Source organism: Aliirhizobium sp. YIM B11859, from assembly GCF_057163345.1.
On the sequence record NZ_JBXHAY010000018.1, the window covers coordinates 1 to 21,523 of the forward strand.

Below are 21,523 nucleotides of genomic sequence, written 5' to 3' on the forward strand. Positions count from 1 at the left end.
GATCAAAGCGGAAATCGGCCAATGCATCAGGAACGACGAGAATATCGTCCTGCATGATCGCGTAGGTGCAAAACGATATCTCGCGGCTGGTCTCGCAGGGATCGAAACCAACCCGGGCCTTGAAGAACTGCTTGTCCTCGGCAATCAACGAAATCAGCACCGTGGGCACATTGAATAACCTGGAACCAAGCTCGGCCAGCCGATCGAACTCCTGCTCCGGCGGCGTGTCCATCAGATTGAAGTCGGCGAGCGCTTCGAGCCGCTCACGTTCGTTGTTGGGAATTGGAAACGATCGGATGTCCATGCCATTAATATACCAGCAGATTCTTAAATAAGAGATGAGCCGGTTTCAGAAAATTGCAAGAATTGTCTATCTTTGTGGTTCCGTGCTCAAACGACCGCGGTGACCCATAGCCTTGCGGCTCAGGCCGCAGCGCTCAATGAATTGCTGTCCCAGTTCAAGCTTGGCAATAGCCCAGCTGAAAGCAGGTTTCGGGAATACGATGATCGCGCGGCTTGATCTCAGGCCTCATCAGAGTGGTGGCTCTAACCGGGGCCTCCTCAACAGTCTTCGCTCCCCCATCGCTTCCAAAAGCAAGCCCGATATCAGAGGAAAGGCTAGCCTATCTTGGCGTGCAGGCTTACTGTTAGCCAGCGATGGAGGTCGCAGGGGAGAAATTCGATGAATGACACCATGTTTGGGTTCATGGTCGCTGCCGAACTTTCGGCGCTCTTTTGGGCGGGCTTTTTCTTATTCGTCTTCTAGCAGAAGCGGCCCGATCAGCGATGCCCTTCAATTCGCAGCCGGGTAAACTCTCTCGAATCTAAGCGTGAGGCGTTATCCGTCTTGGCGATTTCGCCGTACGATGTCGTTGGTGTTCAAAAGAACAAGAAGCGTCAAGGCGTCATCGAAACGGCAACGCGTCAGGAACGTGCCATGAAGCTCAGCGGGTGTCCAAAAATCATCATGGCCGTTTTTGCGCACGCTGTATCGGGGTCGTATGAGTTCCGGGCATTGAAGTCAGCCAGTCATTTCAAATGATAGGTAACGTTTCCGTAAGGCTAAAATACCATGATCGGTTTATAAGTCGAGCGACAGTCGAACGCAGAGGTACACTGTGACGGACAAAAGTACGGCGGCCTCACGAGCCGCCTCAGTAGAGAGAGGCCAGAGACGCGAGACGTGGTGTTGACGTTCCACGAAATTCAAAACGTTTGCCGTATGCGTCTTCCCAAGAGTGCCCACTATCCCAACTTCTGGAAAAATCCCTCGGATCGGATGTATTTTCGCGGCGTGAAAAAAGCGGTCAAGGTAGCAGGATTTTGCGGAAACTTGCTTGTCGGTGAGAGAAAAGTGCGTTTCGTGCGAACCGGAAAAGTAGCTGCTTGCTAACGTTTCGGTAATGAAAGCAGCGCAAGCTGCGATCGTTCAAAGGGTGAGAAACTGGAAGTGTGAAAGGGCCCGTCCCTTATTGCTTTCGCGGGCCTTTTCATTTTCATCACCTGTTACGTCCAAGTGCAATAGAGCCGTCTTGGCCAGATGATACAAGTTTGATACGTCGGCGTGGTCGCGTTAGGATTGCTTTGTCCAGTCAAACTCTTTCATGACGGCGATCATTTTTCGAACGGCCTTTGATCGACATGAGTAGTAAATCGTTTGCCCTGTTCTCCTCGTCGTCACGACTTCAGCACGCCGCAACTGGCCTAGGTAATGTGAAGCCAATGGTCGTTCCAATTTGAGGTGATCGCTGAGCTGGTTCACCGACCACTCTCTGCCGCTCAGTTCGATCAGTAGCCGCAACCTGATGTCGTTTCCCAAGAGCGACAATAGCTTGGCAGCTTCCGTAAGCTCGAATGGAGGGTTGTCGTCGTCCATTGAGGCGCCTCCGTTGGACCGCTCACGGTCACAAGTTGCCTTGAGAAATCTGCTCGCCGACGTGGACCGCTATATTAGCGAAGAATAGCTTTTCGGAGAATGGCACGATGTTTGCCAATATCTCTGCCAACGACACCTGCGCGCAGACCTTACCGAAAGGGTCTCGGATCTCTATACGGCGGATGTCGATATCTCGACCCGATGCCAAATCGGCGGCTGCCAGATTTCGAATACCGCTTCGCGCATCCTCCAAGGCATCGGCGAGATCGACGTACTCCGCACCTTCGCGGTCTGTGATGACGCCGTCTTTACCAATGATGTGCTGAAAATATCGCATGATGGCAGTTCCCTCCATGCGTGTGGGGACCAGAAAAAATGACAGGTCTGTTCCGGTACGTGACCGTACATTGAAAGGGTGGCCCAAATCAGCGTTGCATTTTCAAAGCGTGCGGGGCACCGATTTTACTCTGATATACGTGCTCTACAGCTTGCATTGCCCTGCGATGCGACGTCTCCCAGCCGCCATTCGCAAGGCCGGTCGAGCCACCTCGTCCGCCTTCCCAGCCAAATAGGCCCTGCTTGGCCGGGACTTTGTACTCTCGCCAAATTCGGCCAATCAATAATTTGCCATCATAAGCAGACCAGTCGTCCCGAGGCCGTCCTCCATGGGTAGGGCGCCATTCGTATTGTTTCCGCCATATAGTGTCTGACATCGCGCATTGACTTTCTCAATATGGCCGCGGAGCGTCGACCAAGACGAGCACAGCGATCCCTATTATTGCTCCTTAGAGGACGGATCGATATGAAGGGTCCAAATGGCGCCAGCGGCATCGCGAAGCGCATGGCTTATTTCATCGTCGTTGTAGCGGGGGACGGAACGCGCCATCATAAAGGCATTGAATGCGACATCGTCGCCATCAATCTCTATTCGGCGCCCTTTTTGAAGCCTGAGAATTCTGATCTTGTCCGATGCACGATCAAGCAGACGAGCACGTGAGAATTCCGACAGCCTGGGTGTTGTATTTGCCGCCCGGATCAATTCGCTCAAAAAGTGCGGCGTGGTCTGCACGTGTTATCTCCACCGGTTAGACCGATAGAACACGCAAATAAGGCACTTGTTTCAAAAATTTGAATTTTTCGGCTCGCCCCCCTAGCACTTACAGCTACTCAAAGCCTCAGTCCATGCTAGGATTTGACGTATGGTCGGTGACCGAACTCCCCATTCGAGCGGCTTGCCCTGCCGCCAAGATCGCGCATGGTCTACCATCTGAAACTCGCGTTCTATAGCTTCGCCGCCGTCTGTCAGGCGCACGACCCAACGCGAGTTATGTTCGATTACTTCAACTTTCCGACAAGCCAAATCGGTGCAGCCCCTCCTTGCAAAACCTGACAAAGGATAAGTTCCGATTGTCGGAAAGTCTAGCGGGAGGCCTCATTGAAAGCGAGTCGACGGCTCGCTACTGCCGGAATTCTCGAAGTGTTTTCAGCGAGGCTTGCAGGCTCAAGAGCCGATGCCAATCATTCGAGACCTCGGGCTGTATCGCGTAGTTGAGGTCGGTGATGCGCGGGTTAGCCCACATGATCTCTTCAATCATCGCCTCGTATATCAGGATCTGTGATTGTATGTAATCGCCGGGTTTCTCGATCATACGTCTCATTTGACCACAGCTGTGCATAAACACGTTGATCGCGATCAAAATCGTTGCACTACTCGGTATGAAACCTTAACGGGGGCGAACATATGAGTGCAGACAGGCGCCTAGCGGTATTTGAGGCTGCCCGAGGCAAGGCGCAGGCGTTGGGCCTTAAGTTCGAGGACGACGAAGGCTTTTTGGCCTCTGTAGATCAATGGATCAGTTCCGAGATCTCTATGAGCGAATTGCGCTTACGTTATATGACTTTGCTGTATCGGCGAGAAGACGCACGATAACTTGGACTTGCGCAAGGCCGCGTTACCGTCGACACATCGGCTGAAAGCTAAATCAATCGGGCAACGTTATCCGGGTAGCCTGTGAGAAAGTAGCCAGCCCGGGAGGATGGGCTGGCTACCGGTGAGGAGACCGACGGCGGATGGCAACCATCGGCTGCAAACCCAATTCGCAGATGCAAGAAAAGTTCCGCAGTGCACCCTGTAATCGCATATGTCAGTGGAAGCTGTAGGCGAGGCTGGCGAGACCAATTGCCCAAGACAAGGGAATTAGCCCGATACCTATCATAATCGGTCTATCGTTCATGAAAAAGACCTTAGCAAAGGACGCATTGTTTACCGTGTTGAGATCGTCTCGCGTGCTGCCATTCGACGCAGATCTGCCGCGACTTCGGAAACTATCGTTGCAGGCGATTGCAGGATTGTGAGCGCGAGGGCGGCGGATTGACGTTCATCACCCACGCTTCGACTGCTGACTTGTTCATCCAAACACGCATAATGGCTTCGATGTCCGCCTTGGCAGGACCGGTCGTGCGGTAAATGCGCTCGGCCTCTTTGTCGTCAAGGCCAAACTTTTGTTTGAAATCGTCGAATGCATAATTGACGGTGCTTGCCACGAGCATCTCCAGCATACGCGTGTGACGCGAGAAATTCGCATATGCACCTATTGTTCCCTACTCCCGTCAAAATTAGAGTTCAACTCCTCAAGAAGCTCCATCGAGAGATATCGTCGGCCAGAGGTTGAAGGACGTCAGATTGCCGGAGCAACGCTCCAACCAGCAGAGCTAGGCCTTGGGCACTTCCGAGAACATCAATCAATTCCGGACTGAGATCTGACGCCACGTCGAGACAGAGTCCATGGATGACACCTAATTCGACTGTCTCACGGGGCGTGACATCCCGAGCGGTGATGACGACGCGTCGAACCAACTCGTCGAAGGTGAGTAGCCCAGTCATTGCCAATCCCTATAAGCTCAAGTTCAAAGTACGATTTTCCATTGGCTGCGAAAAGATTTAAACGCTTACCGCATCCTGAGCCTCACTCCATCTGACGCATTCGGGCGACTATGGCGATAGTGTCTCGATCAGCCTCGAATGAGAGCATATGGCTCTCGGACAGTTCGACGACGGCGACCGTCGCCTCTCTCTCGCTCCAGCCGCTCGCCACTGCATGGTTGAGGAACTCATAGAAGGGAGCTTGGAGTGCCCGCTGACATTCCACATGCCGCTGAAGGATTGACCAGCGTCCTGAAGACGGACACGTTTTGTCTGCTGGTATCGCTTCCTCTACGTCATTCAGGCGCAGATACTCTTCAATCATCCGAAAACCTCAATTGTCTAGCAAGGTATGAAAGCCTGTCCCCGTACTAATTATTTGAAAGTGACTATGAATCAGTAATCGCTGAAGCTTGTGCGATGCAGGATATTATTTGGTCACGGGGAAGCATTCCTTTACATTAGCGCGTTCTACTTTAGCACTCAAAGACCAAATGCTGGCTCGTCTTGGTTGGTGAATCATCGTCAAACCGGGAGGAACCCAATGTTGAAGATCACGACTGCAATCGCCATCAGCGCCTTTATCGCAAACCCACTGGGCCAGATAACGTATGCAAGAGATGCCGGTGTGTCTGTAGGCTCACGAGGCGTAAGCGCGGGTGTTAGCGCCGGACGAGGCGGATTGGGCGTCGGGGCATCCGTCGGAGGACGTGGAGGTGCCAATGCGGGCGCCGGGGTCGGATCGAGCAGTCGATCAGGATCGGGCGTCAGTGCAGGAGCACCTGTCGGAGGCAGAAGTGGCGCAAACGCTGGCGCGAGTGTCGGTTCCAGCCGGAGTTCTGGTCTCGGCGCCGGTGTAGGCGCGTCGGTTGGCGGGCGCAACGGTGTCAACGCTGGAGTTGGCGCATCCGCTGGTGGCAGTCGCGGCGTTAATTCAGGCGTCAACGCGTCGGTGAGTGGAAGCAACGGCGTCAATGCTGGGGTCGGCGCCTCCGTCGGTGGTAACCGTGGCGTCAATGCCGGGGTGTCGGCATCTGTCGGCGGGACACGCGGGTTGAATGCGAATGTCGGCGCAACGGTCGGAGGCGGGACAAGCGTTGGCGCTGATGTCGATGTCGGCATCGGATCTGGCAGCGGCCCGACCACGGGTGGGACCTCTGGCACCACACCGGGAAGTAAACCGGGCGCTGATCTGTCGCAAGCTCAGTTGAGGGCGTTGCAGCAGATGTCACCCAGTGAACGCGCCCTGCTATTGAAGCGTTGCACATCGATCAGCGCAGGAGGTTACGCCCCGGCACTCGTCAGCCTTTGCCGCCTGCTGCGTATGTCGGCATCGCGGTAAGCGGTAACGTCATTCTACTGGAGCCCCGGCTTGGGGCTCCGCAAGCCATAGTTTGAGCGACGAAATCGCTACATTGGCCCAGTCAGGGCCGACGGTCGTGCCGTTTTCGCCGAAATCGAAAACCTTGAGCTCCCTCTGCGCCGATCATGTTCAGGAGGTCTTCGGTCAACTCGCTGAAGTCAGTGGTTTCGCCAAAAGCATCTTCAAGCCACCAAATTCGAGTTTTGAGAAAAAGCAACGGGAAATGATCATTGGACTTTCCCATTCTCATGATCTGTTGTCATCCTTCGACTGGATCGGGGTCGGGCTGCGACCCCTGATTTCGCATCAAGTGAAGTCGTTCAACGTCGACGGGAAGTTTTCATTAGCAGGTCCATAATGCAGCTCGATCCTAATGTCGTTCTCAACATCGCAAAGGCGCTGCATGAGCTCACTTTGAAAGCTCCGTTGTCGCGGGCAGGCATTGGTTATGCTCTTGAAAGGAATCGAACCATCGACCCCTACGACTGACCCTACACACCCGAACGACATGTGCGGCGCAACCCAAACAAAAAAAATGCCCGCCAGATGCGGCGGGCCAATCGCGGTCCGGGAGGGGAAGCCTTCAGAGACCAGGGCTCAGACTAACTCGACGTCGTGAAGATCTTGTGTCATCGGCCTGGTGACGTTCCAGCTTGTTACCGGGAGACCAACGGTGTGTCACCGCCAGAACCGCTTGGCATCCATCATGTCGTCAAGCGCACTTTGGGCTCTATCGATCAGGGCAGCTTTATCGACATGGGAAACGAGGCCATCCGCGCCAGAGACATCGTTTAGTCCGTGAACTTGGAGGTTGGCAGGGCTGCTCGCTAGATCATTCAGAAGGCCGAGCTCGTCCTGAAGCGTTTCCATTGCGCCGACAAAACGCTTGTAGCGCCTGGTGTCACGCTTATCGGTTAACAGCGAGCGGAAAAACTCTGACGCGTATCGCAGCATGCCGTTATCGTTTGTGACCTTGATCAATTCAAGAGCATCACGACACCTATGGCCACCATGTCGGAGACTTGGTGATCCAGGGTTTTGGTAAGGTTCTTCGCAACCAAACGCCCGCCATATCTGCCACAGGACGCATTGGCGGCGAAGAATGTGCGGTCTTCCTGCCAAACATGCCCGTAGACGCTGCGCTTGCCCTGGCGCAGACGATCCGCAGGGCGGCAACAACCATCGAGGATCTACCTGTTACACTAACCGCAAGTTTCGGAGTGGCCTCCCTCGCCTCGGAACCTGAACTGCAGGATGCGTACCGGCGCGCCGACATGGCGCTTTATGACGCTAAACGTGCGGGGCGCGATCGCGTGAAACTGGCGAGTAGTCGCGGGTGAAGTCAATGAACCTCAACTAGTCGGTAGCCAAGGGGACCCCAGCCGACATGCGAAATTGCCTGCTCACTGATAGGTGAACGCCAAGAACGGACGGCAATGACAGTAGAGTTTTGCTTTTAGAGCTATTGGATGTCGCGTTCATAAGCTCTTGAGGAGATTCGATCGGTCGACACGCAGAGCCCCAAGTGAAATGAATGATAATTCAGCGCATAGGCTCGCAACGTCTAAATCCTCAGACCGTGAACTACTACTCCTTCGGCAGACAGATTGAACAGCTGTTGCACTTGTCAGAGCCCGTCCGAGAATAGAATTGAGTGATCGGGCCGATGATGATTCCAAGAAGGTGTCTGAAGCCTGAATGGAAGCGCCATGTGGAACCCGACCACCCGGCGGCAGTATAGTCGCAATCAGCCACGATACGAAACCGACCTGACGGACGCGGAATGGGCGGTGCCCTTCTTCCGCAGCCTGCGCCAAGGGGGCGTAAGCCGGCCTGGCCGCTGCGGGAGATCATCAACGCCATTTTTTACGTTTTGCGGGGCGGCATTCCCTGGCGTCTCATCCCGAAAGACCTGCCGCCCAAGAGCACGGTTTTCGGGTATTTCTGCCGCTGGCCTGACACTGGTGTCTTCACGCGGATCAATCACTGCCTCGTCATGGTGGATCGCGAGCGGACCGGCCGCCAGGCCTCTCCAAGTGCTGCTGTGCTGGATAGCCAGAGTGTCAAAACCACCGAGAGCGGTGGTCCGCGTGGATATGATGCGGGTAAAAAGATCAAAGGCCGCAAGCGACAAGCGATGGTCGATATGGACGGACGTGCTCTCGTGCTTAATCCTCAACCGGCTGACGTTCAGGATCGCGATGGTGCCATCCCGGTTCTGCGACTGTCTCGGAAGTCCTTCCCGTTCGTGGCCAAAGCGTTTGCCGACATGGGATACTCTGGCGACAGACCGCAAAATGCGACGCTGGTCGACGTCGAGATCGTCCGCAAGCCGAAAGATCAGGTCGGCTTTGCCGTTCATCCAAAGTGTTGGGTTGTCGAGCGCTTCTTCGCTTGGATCAGCCGAAACCGCCGATTATGGAAAGATCCGGAAGCAACCATCAAGTCCGCCAAGGCCTTCCTTTATGCCGCATCCATCATGACCCTCGTCAGACGGATCGCACGCCGATCATGAATTCTCGGACGGACTCTCAGATAGCTTGATGGCGTTTCAGCTCAACTATCAGATTTACAAAGTCGCCTACGGTCATCAGGCCACTGCTGGTCTCATCCAAGACTTCGATGTTGAATTCGGCTTCAAGCTCCATTATGAGTTGCGTCACTTCCAGAGAATCTGCTGTAAGATCTGAGAGGTTCGTCGTATCGACCACCTGTTCCGGCTTAACGCCGAGGATGTCAATAACAACGGATTTAACACGGGCTCTTATATCATCTTGGGGCAAAACATATCCTTACAGTTGGTAATTTTTTGAGAGCCGATCCAGCGGGGATGTAGCTAAAAAACTCGGATGGATATATAGAAGGCCTAGAGATATTCGATACTCGATTGGGCTGAGTGATCCCACCACGCCGGCGGTGCCGAGCCAGCGCCTCTGCACTCATAGTGCAACCGCCCATTGAAATGCTGGCTACCTCAAAAACGCGCTCGATGCCGCATCGCGTCAGCTCAGCTCAATCCTGTTCGCCTGCACGAATTCGCGCATCGCCAAATCCTCAATCTGTTCCGACTCGATATAATCTCGAATTGATCGAGCCTTTTCGGCATACTTTTCGTTTGTTTGGTCGTATGACCAGCCGCGCTCAATCTTCAGGCGGAACTCGTCGCGTGATTTGCTGTAATAGTGGTTGAGTTGGATGTTCTGGGCGGAATAGAATTCAGGCCGCTTTCGGTCACGATAGCTGGCAAGTATGCCGCTATCATTTGAGGTGACGTCACCGTTTGAGCGGGTATGGAAATGATGAACTGACACCTGCGTGACCTCAGTCGGATCAACGATGCATTTGAAGTTCATGGCATGCGCGTGACGCTTCATTGGATCGTGGGCGCGCTTTGTGTAAGCGGTCGTCACTGGATCGGAAGGGCGCTTCTCATGTCCACTATGACCAAACATGTGCCATGGAAGCGAAATGTTGGGGAAATCGCCCCATGACAAAAGTGCTTCCTGTAGCGTGCCGCCGCTCTTTGGTAGCAAAAACTCATCAACATCGATGAACGCCATGTGTTGAAAAGAACCGCCGAAGTTCGAAATTGCATGGGCAAAAGCTATGACTTGCCCGTTCATAGCGCGGCCATCATGGCCGTATGTCATATGCATCGACCATGACACCACTGTTAGTTCGCGCTCTGACAGGATACGTTTGAGAAGAAGGAATGTGCCGTCAGTCGATTGGTCATCGTAGAGGATGAAATGTCCCACTCCCACGGCCTGATGGAACCGTATCCACTCGACGATGTAATCGATCTCATTCTTCACGCAGGCGACTATCGCGATACCTTTTCGGCCTACGCGCGGCTCCGGCGGCGTGATAGACAGTTCTCTGGTAAAATGACGCGAGCTTTTGAGGCCGAATATCCCCATGGTGCCTCCTCACAGCCACTCGAGACTCACCTTCGGCGAGCGACTTGTATTTCCTCAACCGAAGGAATACAGGCGGTTTATACGGAAGACAAGGCGGGTTTTATTCGCCGCTGCTTGAAAAATGATAGGAAATCTACGCATGAACGTACCTGTCACTACCGGCCTATCGGGCCTCGCTGACCAACAACAATGGTCTTCTTTCTTTTCCCGTTTTTCGCACATCGTTTTGGTCGCCAACAGCGACCGAATTGATATTGATGCTCTCAAACAAGCGTATCCGGACACCGCGCTGTTTGTGTTTTTCAACAAAGCTTACAAAGTTCTTGATCGATCCTTTACCGGCAAATGCCTTCTCATCTCACGCGGCCAGCCAAAAGGGGCGAACATCGTTTACCGCAACGAGGTGTCGCAGGTTCTAAGTCTATTCGATCCGCAGGCCTTTTTTGGCATCCTGAACATGCGTTTGAGTGACACGGAAAAGCTGAACGAGACCAAGGACTATCTCAATACTCCCACCGGCCACCTTGACCTGGTGGGCTATTGCAAAGCTTTTTATCCAGAAGAGAAACTGCCCACGAGTGGATTTGCGATTGCGTTGTGGCTGGCTGAGCAAAAGATCCCCGCAACGATCGTTCTCGCAGGCTTTACCGGGCAGCGTAGCGACAAATGGAAGGTTGTGGCTGCCCATGATTGGACATTCGAACAGGTGTTCTTGCGTCTTATGGCGAGGCAAGGCAAAATCGCTTTTGATACGGGCCTTCCTAAAAACAGCTACGAGACGCTGCTCGAACGTTTTCCTGAGTTTTCTGCATCCGCGATCTCGTCTACGATTGCAGAGGTCCTATCTTCCCGGCAAAACGCTACGGAAAGCCAGGTCGACAAGCTGATTTCTCTCACCAATGTCCTCCGCTCGTTTGACGAATTCTTACGAGGTTTGAAGCCCGGTTTCTTGAAAAAGAAGAAGTGAAAGGATGCCAATTGGCAACGGAGCTCCGACTGGGAGTAGCTGAGCGCCTCAAAGCGCGTAAGACGGCCCTATATCGAAGAGTGAAGTACTGGCTGACACGACCAGAGCCCCCTTCCCTGCCCAGCAGGTTCCAGGGGCCTGTGGTGGTGGTTGGTTCGGCGCCAAAATCTGAGATTCCAGTTGGTTTTGATGAGAGTTACAATTTGCTTACAGTCAACGGATCGCAGACGGTTGCGTCCAAATGGGGAGCCACGGTTCCAGACATCACCTTCATGATGTTTAATCAGGTCGAAGGCACAACAACGAATGCACGCGAAGTTCGCAGGGTGCTCAGCGGAAAGAGGACAAAAGCCCTCTATGTCATGCTATGGCGCCGCAATGAAATGGAGCGACTGCGACAAGGGCTTAAGGCTTTCGATTATGCGTACGACCGCCTCGAAATCGTGGATCGATATCAACGCATGGCACTGATCGATAAAGTTGCTGGTCTAAGCTCGCTGGAACTTGATGCTGATTCAAAATGCTCAAATGGCATGAATGCGGTCCTATTTGCCCTGCATCACGGGGCAACGGCGGTTATCATCTCAGGGATTAATCCCAATTCCGCCGGACATGTGTATAATCAAGCCGGATTGAAGCGGCACCATACCGATATGGATATGCGTCTCATCCAGCGACTTCTGGAGCTTCATTATCCGCTTTATACGGCCGACCCCGATGTTGGAGCTCGAACTGGAATGCCGGTTTGGAATGGCGCGATTTCTGCGCCTCCAACCGATCAGGCGAAGCGACGCCAGACTTAACCGGCGTCGCGTCAGCGCAATTTGGAACGGTTCCGTAACGCGTTACGCGGAGCGCTGGGTCACGTGGAGCATGCGGTCGCGCGTCGCGAACCACTCCTCGGCATAATCGTCATCCTTGTAGTCGTCAAAATATGGGCCGCCATCGGTGAAATGAACCAAATCGGCGTCTTCGGAGTAGTCGTATTCGTTGACTAACCAATTCCAGGTCGGCGGGAGCTCGCCGATCAAGTCCTCGCTCTCCAGCCATTTGAACTGGTGAAGCTCCAGGCCGGTAGCTGTGTTGACATAGTCCACTTCCAGCTTCTTGCATTTCGCGTTGTTGAAGAGAATGACACTCGACCAATTCTTCTTCTCGTACTTGGTCTGAACCTGCCCGAGAAACTTTGTTTCGACCTTGGGGACGTAATTGTGCTTCACGCACATCGCCGCGTACCGGTCGTCCCGCAACGCCCAAAGTTTTGCTATGTCGCTGCGCATGATCATGTCGCAGTCTGCAAAAAGGGACCATCCCTCGTACCCGCTCAGATATGGAACGAGAAAACGAGAGAAGGAAAATTCGGTTGACTGGAGCGAATTCCGCTCACGGGTGAAGAGACCGCCGAGATTGGCAAGATTGATGGGTGTGAAGGTCACCGGCATCGTGCTCTTCTCTAAAATGCTTTGGCAGAACACGTGATAGGCAGCGACCTCTTTGCTGTCAAAACCGATGAAAACCTGCGCATTATCCATAGCAACACTCCCGATACTGCTTTGTAATTCGATCACAAATGAAGACTTGCACTGGCACGGTTTGACGCGGCGGAGGAGACCGGCATTTGCTCGATCTGACTGAGTCGTGCCTCGATACTATTCGTGCGCTCACTTACCTAGAGCACCGCCGGTTAACTGGCAAACCCCTGAAGCTCAAAAATGCCTTCCTCCATCGCTCTCAGCGCCCGGCATATAGGTGCTGTCCTCATCCCCGCCTTGCATTCGTCAAGAATAGCGCACAAAGGACGAGCGCGTGGTTGCCGTCACATGCTGAAGGCACTGGATGATACCGATTGAAACAGGCCGGCGGCGAGTAGCATTTTGGAAAACCGACATATCGATTACCGACCAGATCTTGATGGACTAAGAGCGTATGCGGTCATTCCAGTTTTGCTGTTTCATGCCGGAGTACCTCCATTTTCGGGTGGCTTCGTCGGCGTAGACATCTTTTTCGTGCTCTCCGGCTTCTTCATGGCGAAGATCATCTTACGTGATCTGGAAAATGGGACCTTCAGCTTCCTCGATTTTTATGTCCGTCGGATGCGTCGCATCTTTCCGGCGTTATTTGCAATGATTGTGGTGACGTCCATCGTTGCGGCATTTGTTTTCATGCCTCAGGAGTTCGAGTACTTCGCCGCAAGCGTCAAAGCAGCTGTGCTTTTTGTGGCCAATATCCTGTTTCGTCAGGAGAGCGGCTATTTTGACATCGCGTCTGAAATGAAGCCGCTCCTGCATACCTGGTCTCTGTCGGTAGAAGAGCAATTTTACGTCATTTTCCCGCTCGCTTTATATCTGACCTACCGACATGCTCGCGCATGGCTCATCCACCTGATCGTCGCGTTTATCACCGTGTCCTTTTTGGCTAGTGTTTGGGCGGTTCAGGTTCGACCCGAGAAAGCGTTCTATCTTCTCCATTTCCGCGTTTGGGAACTTCTCTTTGGGGCTCTAGTTGCGGCCATTCCTGTACGGCCGCAGACCGAAACAGCTTCCTCACTATTCGGTGTTTGTGGGTTCGCCGCAATTCTCATTGCCATATTCTTCTTCAAGTCGAATACCCTCTTCCCTGGGTTCAGCGCTTTGCTGCCCTGCTTGGGCGCCGCGGCTCTTATCCGAGCCAATATTCGTTCGGGCCCGGTTGCTACCATTTTGACCAGCAAGCCAACGGTTTTTCTCGGCAAAATTTCGTACTCGCTATATCTCTGGCACTGGCCAATCATTGTTTTCGCTCAGTACTTTGCCGAAGGGAAATTAACGCCGACATTGAAGTCGGTCGTCATTGGCGCATCTGTTTTCGCCGGCTACCTGTCCTGGAAATACATCGAGAATCCTATCCGATTTGGCCGTTTTCGGGCGTCAACCATGGTCGCCGTCATATCCGTAAGCGCTGCGTTCGTCTTGGTGGCCTACGGTTTCGCTACCTTCGTGGAAAGGAACGACGGCCTGCCGGGCAGGCTGCCGACGGAAGCAGCACGGCTTTACCAGGCGACTTTCGACACAGGACCATTCAACGACCAGAAATGCTTTGCTGACAGTGATGGTGACGGATTGACACCTGCGCAGATCAACGGTGATGCGTTGTGTCGGCTTGGCGCTGAAGGTGGGAAACCGAGTTTCCTCCTATGGGGAGATTCCCACGCAGCAGCGATTGCTCCTGCCCTGGATGTCGCCGCGAGATCACTCGGCATCACCGGTACTTTCGTCGGGCGAGCGTCCTGCCCGCCTCTGCCCAACACTGAATTCGGTCGCACCGATCATGTTGAGCGTTGCATTGACCATACAAAAGCAGTCATGGCCCTGGTGGCTCGCCACCATTATCCGAAGGTGTTCCTAGCCGCGTATTGGCCCAAGTACGTTCACCGCAGCGAATTGCCTGAGCAAGGAGTGTTCTTTGATCCACGTGTACAGCCGGACTTGTCCGATTGGTCGCAACCCGTCGCTATCGGCTTGGAGCAGCTGGCCAACGACCTAAGACGCATAGGGTCCCAGCCAATATTTATCATGGATGTTCCAGAAGTCGGGTATACGGTGCCCGAAGCGCTTGCGAGAGCATACATGGCCGGGCGAACACTCGATATCGCCCCTGACCTTGGTTATACCGAAAAGAGGCAAGCGCTGGCTCGAGATGTAATAAAGGGTGTGGCGAACTCAACCGGGGCATGGCTGGTCGATCCGATGAGTAGGATTTGCGACTATAGACACTGCAAGGTCATGGAAGACAACATTGTGCTTTACCAGGATGGCGACCATCTTTCCGCGGGAGGAGCAAGAACACTGGCCCCGCTGTTCGACGAACCAATGACGAAATCCGTTCCGCCCAGCGACCAAAACTGAGATTGGTCGCATAGACAGCCTCATCCGCTAGTTTGAAAAGGCCAGATAAAATTATGGTAGTGAGCAGCGAGCCAACGCCGAACGCAATTCTGGCAGCAAGCGGTGGCGTCAAGCAGGTCATCTGCATCAGCTGGGGCACCAAATACGGTGCGCCGTTCATCAACCGTCTTTACAACATGGTCGAGCGCAATATCACGCCGCCCTTCACCTTCACCTGCTTTACCGACAATCGCGAAGGCCTGCATCCGGGCATCCTCTGCGAGGATCTTCCGCCGATCGAAGTGGAGATGCCGGTCAATACCCGCGGCATCTGGCCAAAGTCCCGCCTGTGGGGTCCCAAGCTCGGCTCGCTCAAGGGGGCGGTCCTTTTCCTTGATCTTGATCTGGTGATCGTTTCCTCGCTCGACCTATTTTTCGAGGTTGGCGGACCGGATGACATTGTCCTGGCAAAAAACCAGACGACACCTTTCGAGCGGCTCGGCCAGACTTCGCTCTTTCGTTTTCCGGTCGGCAAGCTTGTGCCGCTGCAGGAGAAGTTCAAGGAAAACCCACAATGGGTTGCCGATACCTATAGATATGAACAGCGTTATGTCAGCCGTTGTGCTCCGGGCGGTATCAAGCTTTTCCCGCGCAAATGGGTGCTGCATTTCCGCCAGGACTGCCGCTGGCCTTTCCCGCTCAACTATTTTCTCGTGCCACGGCTGCCATCGAGTGCCCGCGTCGTCATTTTTCCGCGTGGCCTCCTGCCTCAGCACGCCATCGAAGGGCGTTATGGCAAAAGTGCCATTCCGACCACTCCGCTTGGTCACGTGAGGCGTGCCTTCAATCACAAGGTGAGGAAGGACAAAGGATTTTTCCAGTATCTGCGCCATTTCATCCTGCCAACCAAATGGGTGGAGGATCATTGGAGATAGCGAATAGGTCGACGCCAGCTGAAAGTTGCGGTCGACGAACTTCTCGACATGGATAAGACATCCGGCAGGCTACCTTCCCGGTGCGCGACGGCTAGGAGAAGCTCACAACGATCTTTGGCTTTGGAGCAACACGAACCGTCGACCAGCGCACACGGAGGTCTCTCAATCACAATCTAGAACTCGTCCAGCCCTCCACCAAAGGTCGAGGTTATGTGGATTACAAAAAAAGGCGGCATCTCTGCCGCCTCTCTTTATGCCAACGAAAGGCTAATATTTCGCCGCGTTGTCCACGCGTTTACCGGCATTCTGCGTGGCGTCCACTGTACCGGCTACATCCTTCCCCACTCCGCGGATCGTGTTGCCGCACGATGAGAGCGCACCGGTTAGCAAAGCCAGAGATGCGATTGCAATGAGAATCTTCTTCATCGTTGTCCTCTCCATTTGATGACATAGATGAGATAGAGTGCGTTTGAATTAGAAGAAGATGTGAGAGCATATACGCGGCAATAATAAAGGCCGGAGCGAACCCTCGCACCGACCTCCCGTGACCGCATCAGCCAGTGCCAGTACATCCGTGGCCACGGGCGAGCGATTGTTGGTCAATAGGTAGGGGCACCGTCTTAGTACTCAAGGGGCGCACAAATCGGGTCAGCCGCGAGCAGCCGAGCTGATGGCTAGAGCGTCAGTCCGGCGCTAGCATTTTCGGTGGTCACGGATTGCAGCTGGCGAGACATAAGGAACGCTACTATATCGCCATTGCACGCTTCGAGTAAGCGATCGACGCCATAACCGGCCGCTTCTGCTTCCGCCCGCAACACGCCGGCCAGCATTGCGAAGTAATTCTCATCACCTGCAGGCAATGCCGCGAACCGACGCTCCTCAAGACGATCGTCAATCCAATCCTCGATAACAATCATATCCGTTTTCTCCGTTCGGTGACCGAATAATATTTGAGAGGCGCTTTGGTTGCGTGAGAGCTAAGGAAATAAAGCGCTCTTGTACCTCATCGCCCTAATGAATGTGTTTCGGCGTGGAATATTGGGTCTGACTCATTCTCGATGATGTTTCGGATTCTACTGGCTTGGTTCTTGAAGGAGAATCAGCGCCATGAGAGCCTATTTTCAGCCTTCCGATTTAATCCCTGCCGAGTTGGAGGTGGAGGCGGTGCATCACAGACCCGATGTGATCGTTGTCACCGCACATGGTCAGTCCCGAGGTTGCAGGTGTCCCGAATGCGGCACGACCTCCCATCGTGTTCATAGTCGCTATCCTCGGATTATCACCGATCTGCCGTGTGCGGGCCGGAGGATCAAATTGCACCTGACGGTCCGACGCTTCATCTGCAATGTCGTCCATTGCCGTCGAAAGATTTTCGTCGAACGTTTCGGTGATGGCGTGATACGACCCATGGCCCGCCGGACTACACGCCTAGAGACCTTAGTTCACCATCTCGCTTTGGCATTGGGTGACCGGCCAGCAGCACGGTTCGCAGATCGTCTCGGTTTACCGGTTAGAAATGACACGCTGCTTCGAACCGTTCGCCGATATGATCGCCCACCACCACCGCCGCCAAGCGTCATCGGCATTGATGACTGGGCGTGGCGTCGCAATCACCGATATGGCACGATCATCTGCGATCTGGAACGGCGAAAGACGATCGCGTTGCTGCCCGACCGAGAACCCTCGACCGCAAAGGCCTGGCTGGTCGAGCAGCCGCAAATCGAAATCGTGGCAAGAGACCGCGGCGGCGGGTATGCGCAGGCCGCTGCACAAGCCCTACCACACGCCGAACAGGTCGCCGACCGCTGGCATCTCATGGAAAACGCTAGCCACGCCTTTCTTGATGCCGTTCGCAAGTCGATGCGGCAGGTCCGCGTGGCAGTCGAAACAGCAACTGTAAATCCTAAGCTTCTGACTGCTGCCGAGCGCCTGTAATATGAAGGATATCTGAGACGTGAAGAGACGAATTCTGTCATTCGTAGATTCGTCGGCGAAGGCGTGTCCATCAAGGAGATCGTGCGCAGAACCGGGCACATCCGAAAGCTGGTCCGCAGTGTCGTCCGTGGTCAACGGACCGACATCTTTCGGGTGCGACAAACTTCCCTCGAACCGCACTTGCCCTGGCTGGAAGCGCAATGGGACGCCGGATTGCGAAACGGCGCTGAACTGTGGCGGCAGCTTCGGCTGGCTGGTTTTGGTGGAGGTCTCCGCGTTGTTACGGAATGGGCAACACGACAAAGGCGAGCCGAAAAAGCCGAGAACGGGCTCGGCCACGCGCCCGCAGCACGCACCATCGTCCGCCTGATGACCCTTGAACGCAACAATTTGACCAAGGCTCAAACGATGACGGTCGCTGCGATCGAGGAGCGACTACCAGACCTTGTCGAGGCCAGAGATGTCGTGGAAAGCTTTCATGAAATGCTGCGGCGCAAGTGCAAAGATGACTTGGACACGTGGATCGACCGCGCAGCAACAAGCCCGGTCGCATCATTTGCCAACGGCATTATCCGCGACAGAGCAGCGGTTCAGAATGCAATCACTTCAATTTGGTCGAACGGTCAGACAGAGGGCCAGATCACCAAGCTGAAACTTATCAAGCGCCAGATGTATGGGCGCGGAAAACTCGATTTGCTTGAGGCACGGATCGTGGGAGCATCCTGATGTCATCGAGATTGATGGTGTGGAACGGCCCTTCGCACCGGCATAAAGGATGCCTATCGTGGTGACGCCAATCGCCACAAGAGAGAAGGAACCGCTCCGTGAAGAAGATTATCACAATCGGACTGGATTTGGCCAAGTCGGTCTTCCAGGCCCACGCCATCGCCGAAGACGGGCACGTCGTCGTTCGACGTGCCCTGCGACGCTCCCAGGTGTTGGAGTTCTTTCGTCAGATCGAACCGTGCCTCGTCGGTATGGAGGCTTGCGGAAGTGCCCACTACTGGGCCAACGCCATCGGCGAATTCGGTCATACGGTGCGGTTAATGCCGCCAGCCTATGTGAAGCCCTACGTCAAACGGAACAAGACCGACGCGGCTGATGCGGAGGCGATCTGCGAGGCGGTCACGCGCCCTACGATGCGTTTTGTGCCTATCAAAACACCTGAGGAGCAGGCCGCAAGCATGGTCTTGAAGACCAGAGAGTTATTCGTGCGCCAGCGAAGCCAGACTGCAAACGCCATGCGCGGTCACATGGCTGAGCTTGGGATTATTGCTGCTACTGGGATGACGAGTATAGCCAAGCTCATTGCTGTTTTGCATGATGATCGAGACGAACGTTTGCCGAACTCGGCCAGGGCTGCCCTTCTGGAAATGGCCGAACAAATAGAAAAGCTGACGGCCAAGATTGAGGCGCTCGACACCAAGATTGCCGCAGCTGTGAAAGCCGATGATGCGGCTCCTCGACTGACGACCATTCCTGGCGTCGGGCCAATCATTGCTGCAACCGTCCGGACCGCCGTCCAAAATCCCGCGGCCTTTCGAACGGGACGAGATTTGGCGGCTTGGATAGGCATCACACCAAGGGCGAATTCCAGCGGAGGAAAGGAGAGGCTCGGCAAGATATCGAAGCAGGGCAATAAGCAGTTGCGAACTCTATTGATTGTCGGTGCGACTTCAATTCTTAAACAGGTGCGCCGAGGCGTTAAGTTGCCCGCCTGGGTGATCTCCCTGATTGCGCGCCGTCCCTACAAAGTCGCCGCGGTAGCGCTTGTAAACAAGATGGCGCGCACCATCTGGGCGCTGCTCGAGACGAAATTCCCAGCGCTATAGCGTTGGGATAAAATGGCAAGGTGCCAAAGCAGGATGAACTTGAGGGACGATACCTCGACGCCGATCAGACCGTCTGACGCAGTGCGCTTTTGAGCGCGAGAAATTGATTAGGCAATCGGCATCGCGGAAATCATGTGGCCAGCGGTCGATGACCGCGCTAACAGGCCGGACATATGACCGCACCGTCCAATGGAGATTCATGTAACAAAAACCTTGCCAACCGGGCCGTTCCACATATGCGTCAGACCCAATATTGGACGCCGATAAGGGAGGTGCGGACAAATCCTTGGACTGCTTATGCTTTAATCCCAAGATTTCGGCGGTATTCGGCGGGGCTAATCCCGCCCAGTGAGAGCTTTATCCGACTCTGGTTGTAACACTGGATGTAGGAGTCCAGCTGGTGCATGAAGTCGAGCAGGGTCGTATTGATCCAGGTGCGATTATAGTACATCTCGTTTTTGAGCCGCCCAAAAAATCCTTCGCAGGCCGAATTGTCCGGCGAGCACCCTTTGCGTGACATGGATCGAGCCAGTTGAGCATTTTGCATGCGCGACAGCCAGCCGGGCTAACGATAATGGGCACCCCGATCCGAGTGAACAACAGGGCGGTCGGCACTGCCGGTGATAGTTTCAATTGCGGCATCGAGCATTGTGTTCACCAGCTCGGCGTCTGCCCGCGTGCTGACTGACCAACTGACGACTAAGCCATCGAAGCAATCGATTACGGGCGACAGATACGCTTTACCGGCTGGCAGTTGGAACTCGGTGATACCGGTCAGCCATTTCTCGTTTGGTTTCGCAGCGTGGAAATCACGATTGACCAAATTTTCCGGCGCGGGATCTAATTCGCCTTGGTAGGATGTGTATCGACGCCGCTTAGCCGAGGTCACGACGAGCTGCTCCTCCCTCATCGAGCGGCGGACCACCTTTTCGGAGACCTGTTTTCCGCCTCTGGGCAGTGCCGCATGAATGCGTCTGTATCCGTAGCAGTTACGGTTGTTTTCGAAGAGCACCACAATGGTCTGGCGAAGATCTGTGTATCGGTCCTCAAGAGAAAGCAGAGATCGATGATAAAAATAGGAGCTGCGAGCGAACTCAAGCCGCGTGAGAAGTTCGGGTAGAGCATATGTGTTCGCAGGGCATCAACCAGCAGTGCCTTTTCCCGGTTTCCCAGGAGCCGCAGATCGATGCCCAGATCTTTTTTTATGAGTTCGTTAGCCTTCGTAAGCAGGTCATGTTCGAGTTGAAGGCGCTTCACATCGCTACGAAGTGCCTCGAGTTCACGCTCGAGTTCGTCTCGGCTGGCAGTCGGTGGTAATTCGCGACGGCGTGTCATGGATGCAGGGACCTCACGACCAAGTTTCTGGGTCTTCCAGTCGTACAACGTCTGCCGGCTCACGCCTACCTTCTGAGCTACCGAGCGGGCGCTGTCGCTCCTGGCGCACAGATCGATTACGGCCGTTCGCTTCTGCTGCTCCGATCTGATAGTACCGCTTGAGTTGCCGGCGTGAACTCGCCGCCTGTCGCCAGGTTGATATTCATCGATCCAAGCCAAAAGCTTTTCGCGGCCAGGGTAGCCAAGTGCCTTGATGGTCCATGCCAGGCAGCGGCCGTTGTCTAGATAGTGTTCAACGGCAATTCTCTTTTGATCATCCGAACACCGCTGTTTGGTGCGTACATAACCTGCCAACAAGTCGTCGCCGCGTGCGAATTCCCGATGCCAATGCTTCAGGGCATTCTTCGTCGGATAGCCCAACTGACGGATGGTGGCATTCGCCCGCTTGCCGAGCTTGATATAGAGCTGCACAGCCCTCATGCGGTCTTCATACGAATACATGAACTATCTCCTGTTAGTCCAAGTTTTCGTCCGCACCCCCAAGGGGTCAACATTCCGAGCCGATTGACACACG

General features: G+C 54.3%; 20 protein-coding genes and 4 pseudogenes. 11 read left to right on the forward strand and 13 right to left on the reverse strand.

Features of this window, described 5'->3' with window-relative positions; translation table 11 throughout:
- Positions 1-232 (reverse strand): annotated as a pseudogene (locus AC2GXZ_RS30695) (GAF domain-containing protein); the annotation flags it as partial.
- A gap of 615 nt (positions 233-847) precedes the next feature.
- On the opposite strand from AC2GXZ_RS30695, the gene AC2GXZ_RS30700 reads away from it, so the two are divergent.
- The gene (locus tag AC2GXZ_RS30700; RefSeq protein ID WP_483763050.1) at positions 848-1,042 is read left to right on the forward strand and encodes a hypothetical protein; all 195 of its coding nucleotides are present in this window, start codon (positions 848-850) and stop codon (positions 1,040-1,042) included.
- 531 nt (positions 1,043-1,573) lie between these two features.
- Here the strand turns inward: AC2GXZ_RS30700 and AC2GXZ_RS30705 are convergent.
- From AC2GXZ_RS30705 to AC2GXZ_RS30725, 5 genes are all read right to left on the reverse strand, one after another.
- Entirely contained in the window at positions 1,574-1,876 is a 303-nt protein-coding gene (locus AC2GXZ_RS30705) for an ArsR/SmtB family transcription factor (RefSeq protein WP_483763051.1), read from the reverse strand.
- Between the two features lie 28 nt (positions 1,877-1,904).
- Positions 1,905-2,213: a DUF6894 family protein gene (locus AC2GXZ_RS30710; RefSeq protein WP_483763052.1), complete on the reverse strand. Its 309-nt coding sequence runs from the start codon at positions 2,211-2,213 to the stop codon at positions 1,905-1,907.
- Positions 2,214-2,651: 438 nt separating this feature from the next.
- On the reverse strand, positions 2,652-2,945 hold the full coding sequence (locus AC2GXZ_RS30715; protein ID WP_483763053.1) for a hypothetical protein: 294 nt from the start codon (positions 2,943-2,945) through the stop codon (positions 2,652-2,654).
- A gap of 388 nt (positions 2,946-3,333) precedes the next feature.
- The gene (locus tag AC2GXZ_RS30720; RefSeq protein ID WP_483763054.1) at positions 3,334-3,525 is read right to left on the reverse strand and encodes a hypothetical protein; all 192 of its coding nucleotides are present in this window, start codon (positions 3,523-3,525) and stop codon (positions 3,334-3,336) included.
- Between the two features lie 676 nt (positions 3,526-4,201).
- A complete protein-coding gene (locus AC2GXZ_RS30725; protein WP_483763055.1) occupies positions 4,202-4,420 on the reverse strand; it encodes a hypothetical protein in 219 nt (72 codons plus the stop codon).
- A gap of 1,331 nt (positions 4,421-5,751) precedes the next feature.
- Here AC2GXZ_RS30725 and AC2GXZ_RS30730 point away from each other — a divergent pair.
- Together AC2GXZ_RS30730 and AC2GXZ_RS30735 are read left to right on the forward strand one after the other, a co-directional pair.
- On the forward strand, positions 5,752-6,141 hold the full coding sequence (locus AC2GXZ_RS30730) for a hypothetical protein (protein ID WP_483763056.1): 390 nt from the start codon (positions 5,752-5,754) through the stop codon (positions 6,139-6,141).
- A 52-nt stretch (positions 6,142-6,193) separates the two neighbouring features.
- Complete coding sequence (locus AC2GXZ_RS30735; RefSeq protein ID WP_483763057.1) at positions 6,194-6,520, forward strand: hypothetical protein; 327 nt, start codon at positions 6,194-6,196, stop codon at positions 6,518-6,520.
- A 320-nt stretch (positions 6,521-6,840) separates the two neighbouring features.
- Here the strand turns inward: AC2GXZ_RS30735 and AC2GXZ_RS30740 are convergent, their stop codons facing one another.
- Positions 6,841-7,116: a CHAD domain-containing protein gene (locus tag AC2GXZ_RS30740; RefSeq protein WP_483763058.1), complete on the reverse strand. Its 276-nt coding sequence runs from the start codon at positions 7,114-7,116 to the stop codon at positions 6,841-6,843.
- Positions 7,117-7,142: 26 nt separating this feature from the next.
- Here AC2GXZ_RS30740 and AC2GXZ_RS30745 point away from each other — a divergent pair, with 26 nt between their 5' ends.
- Both AC2GXZ_RS30745 and AC2GXZ_RS30750 read left to right on the forward strand, forming a co-directional pair.
- On the forward strand, positions 7,143-7,502 hold the full coding sequence (locus AC2GXZ_RS30745; RefSeq protein ID WP_483763079.1) for a GGDEF domain-containing protein: 360 nt from the start codon (positions 7,143-7,145) through the stop codon (positions 7,500-7,502).
- 369 nt (positions 7,503-7,871) lie between these two features.
- Positions 7,872-8,677 (forward strand): annotated as a pseudogene (locus tag AC2GXZ_RS30750) (IS5 family transposase).
- A 16-nt stretch (positions 8,678-8,693) separates the two neighbouring features.
- On the opposite strand, the gene AC2GXZ_RS30755 reads toward AC2GXZ_RS30750, so the two are convergent.
- Positions 8,694-8,945, reverse strand: a complete 252-nt coding sequence (locus AC2GXZ_RS30755; protein ID WP_483763059.1) for an acyl carrier protein — start codon at positions 8,943-8,945, stop codon at positions 8,694-8,696.
- 219 nt (positions 8,946-9,164) lie between these two features.
- Positions 9,165-10,076, reverse strand: a complete 912-nt coding sequence (locus AC2GXZ_RS30760) for a glycosyltransferase family 92 protein (RefSeq protein ID WP_483763080.1) — start codon at positions 10,074-10,076, stop codon at positions 9,165-9,167.
- Positions 10,077-10,221: 145 nt separating this feature from the next.
- Between AC2GXZ_RS30760 and AC2GXZ_RS30765 the strand changes: the two genes are divergently transcribed.
- Entirely contained in the window at positions 10,222-11,049 is an 828-nt protein-coding gene (locus AC2GXZ_RS30765; RefSeq protein WP_483763060.1) for a 3-deoxy-manno-octulosonate cytidylyltransferase, read from the forward strand.
- 29 nt (positions 11,050-11,078) lie between these two features.
- The gene (locus tag AC2GXZ_RS30770) at positions 11,079-11,852 is read left to right on the forward strand and encodes a membrane-anchored protein (RefSeq protein WP_483763081.1); all 774 of its coding nucleotides are present in this window, start codon (positions 11,079-11,081) and stop codon (positions 11,850-11,852) included.
- A 42-nt stretch (positions 11,853-11,894) separates the two neighbouring features.
- On the opposite strand, the gene AC2GXZ_RS30775 is transcribed toward AC2GXZ_RS30770, so the two are convergent.
- The gene (locus AC2GXZ_RS30775; protein ID WP_483763061.1) at positions 11,895-12,581 is read right to left on the reverse strand and encodes a glycosyltransferase family protein; all 687 of its coding nucleotides are present in this window, start codon (positions 12,579-12,581) and stop codon (positions 11,895-11,897) included.
- Positions 12,582-12,923: 342 nt separating this feature from the next.
- Between AC2GXZ_RS30775 and AC2GXZ_RS30780 the strand changes: the two genes are divergently transcribed.
- Together AC2GXZ_RS30780 and AC2GXZ_RS30785 are read left to right on the forward strand one after the other, a co-directional pair.
- A complete protein-coding gene (locus AC2GXZ_RS30780) occupies positions 12,924-14,933 on the forward strand; it encodes an acyltransferase family protein (RefSeq protein ID WP_483763062.1) in 2,010 nt (669 codons plus the stop codon).
- Positions 14,934-14,986: 53 nt separating this feature from the next.
- Positions 14,987-15,847: a glycosyl transferase gene (locus AC2GXZ_RS30785; RefSeq protein WP_483763063.1), complete on the forward strand. Its 861-nt coding sequence runs from the start codon at positions 14,987-14,989 to the stop codon at positions 15,845-15,847.
- A 267-nt stretch (positions 15,848-16,114) separates the two neighbouring features.
- On the opposite strand, the gene AC2GXZ_RS30790 is transcribed toward AC2GXZ_RS30785, so the two are convergent.
- Complete coding sequence (locus tag AC2GXZ_RS30790) at positions 16,115-16,273, reverse strand: entericidin domain-containing protein (RefSeq protein ID WP_483763064.1); 159 nt, start codon at positions 16,271-16,273, stop codon at positions 16,115-16,117.
- Positions 16,274-16,521: 248 nt separating this feature from the next.
- Positions 16,522-16,764, reverse strand: coding sequence for a hypothetical protein (locus AC2GXZ_RS30795; protein WP_483763065.1), 243 nt, complete (start codon positions 16,762-16,764; stop codon positions 16,522-16,524).
- A 190-nt stretch (positions 16,765-16,954) separates the two neighbouring features.
- Between AC2GXZ_RS30795 and AC2GXZ_RS30800 the strand changes: the two are divergent.
- A pseudogene (locus tag AC2GXZ_RS30800) lies at positions 16,955-18,508 on the forward strand (ISL3 family transposase).
- A gap of 98 nt (positions 18,509-18,606) precedes the next feature.
- Complete coding sequence (locus AC2GXZ_RS30805; protein ID WP_483763066.1) at positions 18,607-19,614, forward strand: IS110 family RNA-guided transposase; 1,008 nt, start codon at positions 18,607-18,609, stop codon at positions 19,612-19,614.
- Positions 19,615-19,909: 295 nt separating this feature from the next.
- Here the strand turns inward: AC2GXZ_RS30805 and AC2GXZ_RS30810 are convergent.
- Positions 19,910-21,450 (reverse strand): annotated as a pseudogene (locus tag AC2GXZ_RS30810) (IS3 family transposase).
- Positions 21,451-21,523 lie beyond the last annotated feature (73 nt).

Excerpts from the sequence above, each read along its gene's own strand:
- AC2GXZ_RS30705 (WP_483763051.1), bottom strand. The coding sequence starts at position 1,876 with ATGGACGACGACAACCCTCCATTCGAGCTTACGGAAGCTGCCAAGCTA.
- AC2GXZ_RS30710 (WP_483763052.1), bottom strand. The coding sequence starts at position 2,213 with ATGCGATATTTTCAGCACATCATTGGTAAAGACGGCGTCATCACAGAC.
- AC2GXZ_RS30720 (WP_483763054.1), bottom strand. The coding sequence starts at position 3,525 with ATGATCGAGAAACCCGGCGATTACATACAATCACAGATCCTGATATAC.
- AC2GXZ_RS30740 (WP_483763058.1), bottom strand. The coding sequence starts at position 7,116 with ATGCTGCGATACGCGTCAGAGTTTTTCCGCTCGCTGTTAACCGATAAG.
- AC2GXZ_RS30765 (WP_483763060.1), top strand. The coding sequence starts at position 10,222 with ATGAACGTACCTGTCACTACCGGCCTATCGGGCCTCGCTGACCAACAA.
- AC2GXZ_RS30775 (WP_483763061.1), bottom strand. The coding sequence starts at position 12,581 with ATGGATAATGCGCAGGTTTTCATCGGTTTTGACAGCAAAGAGGTCGCT.
- AC2GXZ_RS30785 (WP_483763063.1), top strand. The coding sequence starts at position 14,987 with ATGGTAGTGAGCAGCGAGCCAACGCCGAACGCAATTCTGGCAGCAAGC.
- AC2GXZ_RS30790 (WP_483763064.1), bottom strand. The coding sequence starts at position 16,273 with ATGAAGAAGATTCTCATTGCAATCGCATCTCTGGCTTTGCTAACCGGT.
- AC2GXZ_RS30795 (WP_483763065.1), bottom strand. The coding sequence starts at position 16,764 with ATGATTGTTATCGAGGATTGGATTGACGATCGTCTTGAGGAGCGTCGG.